Annotated in this window: 3 protein-coding genes; 1 reads left to right on the top strand and 2 read right to left on the bottom strand. The window is 35.7% G+C overall.

What is annotated here, in order from left to right; genetic code table 11:
- The first annotated feature begins 278 nt into the window (after nt 1–278).
- The gene (locus V7183_RS24340) at nt 279–1574 is read left to right on the top strand and encodes an Nramp family divalent metal transporter (protein ID WP_335361127.1); all 1296 of its coding nucleotides are present in this window, start codon (nt 279–281) and stop codon (nt 1572–1574) included.
- A gap of 38 nt (nt 1575–1612) precedes the next feature.
- Here the strand turns inward: V7183_RS24340 and V7183_RS24335 are convergent, their stop codons facing one another.
- A complete protein-coding gene (locus V7183_RS24335; RefSeq protein WP_335361126.1) occupies nt 1613–2515 on the bottom strand; it encodes a M23 family metallopeptidase in 903 nt (300 codons plus the stop codon).
- An 83-nt stretch (nt 2516–2598) separates the two neighbouring features.
- The coding region (locus tag V7183_RS24330) for a sensor histidine kinase (RefSeq protein ID WP_335361125.1) at nt 2599–3692 on the bottom strand (1094 nt) is incomplete at its 5' end.

Below are 3692 nucleotides of genomic sequence, written 5' to 3'. Positions count from 1 at the left end.
GAAAAATGAAAATGGATTTATATAATTCATATTAGCGACCAACTCTCTTTATCTACCTGAATTCCAAAAAGTTACAACTGCATATTGGCTATTTTGTTCATTTTTGTTAAATAATTATCTATTTCTCAATTTCGGCACACCTTTTATTGCATACATTCATATAATTTGCATTAAGGAAACATTTGTGTTCAAATAAAAATATCTAAATGTATTGAAATAACTAGTAAGAATACATACAATAATTGCAGCAAGCTAAGAAACTAAAGGGGAATACTACTATGAATAAAGATATAACAAACGATGCGCAAGTCCCTCCTCAAAGTACAACGGTTCAATCTGCCCACCTCGCTTTAAGTGGTGAAACAAAAGGACTAAAAAGATTATTACCCTTTTTAGGACCTGCTTTTATTGCTTCCGTTGCTTATATTGATCCTGGGAACTTTGCTACAAATATTGCAGCTGGATCACAATACGGTTATTTATTACTTTGGGTGATTCTCGCTTCCAATTTAATGGCTGTTTTAATTCAGTCTCTATCAGCGAAATTAGGGATTGCTACTGGTAAAAACCTTCCCGAAGTCGCTCGCGAGCATTTTCCAAAACCCGTTTCAATTGGTTTATGGATACAAGGTGAACTCGTTATAATGGCTACTGATTTGGCTGAATTTATCGGAGCCGCTTTAGGGCTATATTTACTTTTCGGCATTCCAATGTTGCCCGCTGCTTTAATTACGGCAGTTGGATCATTCATTATACTTGAATTTCAGCGCAGAGGCTTCCGTCCATTAGAAGCTATTATTACAGGGATGATTTTTATTGTTGTTATAGCATTTGGTGTACAAGTATTTTATGCAAAACCAGAGCTAAGCCCTCTTCTTGCAGGACTATTTATTCCTAAATTCCAAGGTATAGATAGCATTTTACTTGCCGCTGGAATTTTAGGTGCAACTGTAATGCCACATGCGATTTATTTACATTCTGCTTTGACGCAGCGCCGCGTGGTAGGAACAACAGAGGAACAACGCAAAAAAATCTTCCGCTTTGAATTCATTGATATCATTATAGCAATGGTGATTGCTGGAGCAATTAATGCAAGTATGTTAATTGTAGCCGCTGCCTTGTTCTTCAAAAACGGATTACATGTTGAAGATTTAGATGTTGCCTTTAGAGAATTTGGCACTTTAGTTGGTCCTGTATCTGCCAGCCTTTTCGGAGTTGGGTTGTTAGCTGCTGGTTTATCTAGTTCTTCTGTCGGAACAATGTCTGGTGATATTATCATGCAAGGTTTTATTCGAATGCATATACCTTTATACTTACGACGATTCGTTACAATGATTCCCCCCCTTGTTATTATCGCTTTAGGGGTGAATCCAACTTATGCTCTTGTCATGAGTCAAGTTGTATTATCATTTGGTATCGCTTTTGCATTAGTACCACTTATTATGTTTACAAGTAGTAAAAAAATTATGGGCTCACTAGCTAATCACCCTATTACAAACGTAATTGCCTGGTTAATTGCTGCGCTAGTTATCGCTTTAAATATTTTCTTACTGTATCAAACATTTGTTGGTTAATGAAAATTCCCCTCTGCTTGAAATGCAGAGGGGAATTTTCATGATAAAGGTGAAATCACATCTCCTACCGGTACCTCATTTCCATTCTCCATACGAACGCCACCTGTTGGCATAGCTGCTCCATCAATATCCCGAAAATATAATGGCAAACCTTCCGAAAGAAACATGCTCGTCTCGGATGGATTTTGCCGCTGATGATGAATATGCAAGTGTGGCTCACTGGAACTTCCTGAATTTCCAACTTGGGCAAGGCTTTCTCCTTCTGTTACATGTTTTCCTGCCTTCACTCGTACCGATCCTTTCTTCAAATGTGCAAGAATAAGATATGTTCCTGTTTCATCTAAGCGTAAGTATATGTGATTGCCAGCCATAGAATCAAAGTCATCCGTTCCTGGTTTCAAGTCAGGTTCATCATTATTGATGGATACAACCGTTCCAGAAGCCGGAGCAACTACCTCCACTCCATATATACCGTAGTCTTCTAGCCTTGAGCTTTTGATCCCAGCCGGAGGAACAAGAAGATCATATGCCCAGCGTTCATTGGGCACCATGGCGTGAGCATAGTTTGTTTCGATTCGATCGCCTCCCCATCCGACTAACGCGGCTTGATTCAACGGAAGACGAACCATTGCTTTCGGGGTTGCCGAATGAACATCTGCTGGATAAGCAATTTGCCCTATCCCGGCAAACCAACATGCTGGCCAAGCTCCAACTATGGATAAAACAAAAATAAAAATAATTGTTTTATGTAAACGTCTTCTAGAAAATAAATTTCGTGTAATTGCAATAACCGAAATGGTTAGGATAATGATCGAAAAAACACTAAAAACTTGTACTCCCCACCAAGCGATGATTGATATAATGCCCCTAGCGAAATAAATTGAACCCCAACTTATAAACAAAACGATAAATAAAATTGTAAGTATTATTTTCTCCCACATGCTGTATCCTCCGTTTCTATATCTTCATTCGTTATGATACAAAACAAATTTTAAGACATATGAAAGAAATACTTACGACTTTCTTACAATTCTTCTTTATATTCTGGTAAAAGGATCGCGAATGTTGTTTCTTCATTGCTACTACATACCGTTATATCCCCTTTATGAAGCTGAGCAATACTTTTAGCAATAGCCAGCCCCATTCCTTTTCCACCAGTATGAGCATTCCTTGATTTTTCTCCACGATAAAATTTTTCAAATATATATGGAAGATCTTCTTTTGAGATACATTGTCCATAGTTTTTAATTTTTATTTCGACATTCATTTTTTTCTGTTGAATCTGAATGGTAATTTTCTTTCCGGGTTTTCCATACAAAATACTATTACTAATTACATTTTGCATTAATCTCACTATTAGGCTTATGTCCGCTTCAATTTGCAAATTTTGTTTACACTCAATCTCAAAGTGCAGCTTTGCTTTATCTAATTGTGGTACAAAATCAATCATAATTTGTTCTATTAATGCTTTAACTCCTATTATCTCTTTATGTAACTGAATTTCCTTGTAGTTTATATGACAATATTCCAATAAATCATCTATTTGATCCTTTAACTCATAACTTTTCCGCTTTAATACTGCTACATATTGATTGCATTCCTCTACATTTGAATGAAGCTTACTTTCTACTAAATCAACATAGCCTATTAAAGATGTTACAGGTGTTCGTAAATCATGGGAGATATTATGAATCATTTCATTTTTCATTTCTTGTGATCGTTTTTCTTTCTCAATCGATTCCTTTAAACTTTCAGCCATTCCATTAATATTCGTTGCTAATTCTCCAATCTCATCACTTTTCAAAACAGGTATATGTACTTCTAAATTACCTTTGCTTATCTGTTTCACACTATGATTGATTTGTTCTATTCGTTTTACTGTACTCTTTGACAATAATAAGAAAAAGAATGAAGTTAAAATAAGAAAAATAACAAAATAGATAAAGGAATATTCTTCTTCGTACCTAGCAACATCTGCATATATACTTCCAGCCAAACTTTGAAATAGTATAATGCATATGGTAGCGAATAAAATGCTACATATAAAAGCAAGAAAAAATTTCATTCTAATCCCTTGCAATAATTTAATCCTCAATTTTGTATCCGACTCCCCAAACA

Source organism: Bacillus sp. JJ1127 (assembly GCF_036965845.1).
In the GTDB taxonomy this organism is placed as follows: domain Bacteria; phylum Bacillota; class Bacilli; order Bacillales; family Bacillaceae_G; genus Bacillus_A.
The sequence above is the reverse complement of the archived record's forward strand: the minus strand, read 5'-3'. Positions and strand labels throughout refer to the sequence as shown.

What these genes read in the sequence shown, in the direction of transcription:
- V7183_RS24340 (WP_335361127.1), top strand. Translation starts at nt 279, where the DNA reads ATGAATAAAGATATAACAAACGATGCGCAAGTCCCTCCTCAAAGTACA.
- V7183_RS24335 (WP_335361126.1), bottom strand. Translation starts at nt 2,515, where the DNA reads ATGTGGGAGAAAATAATACTTACAATTTTATTTATCGTTTTGTTTATA.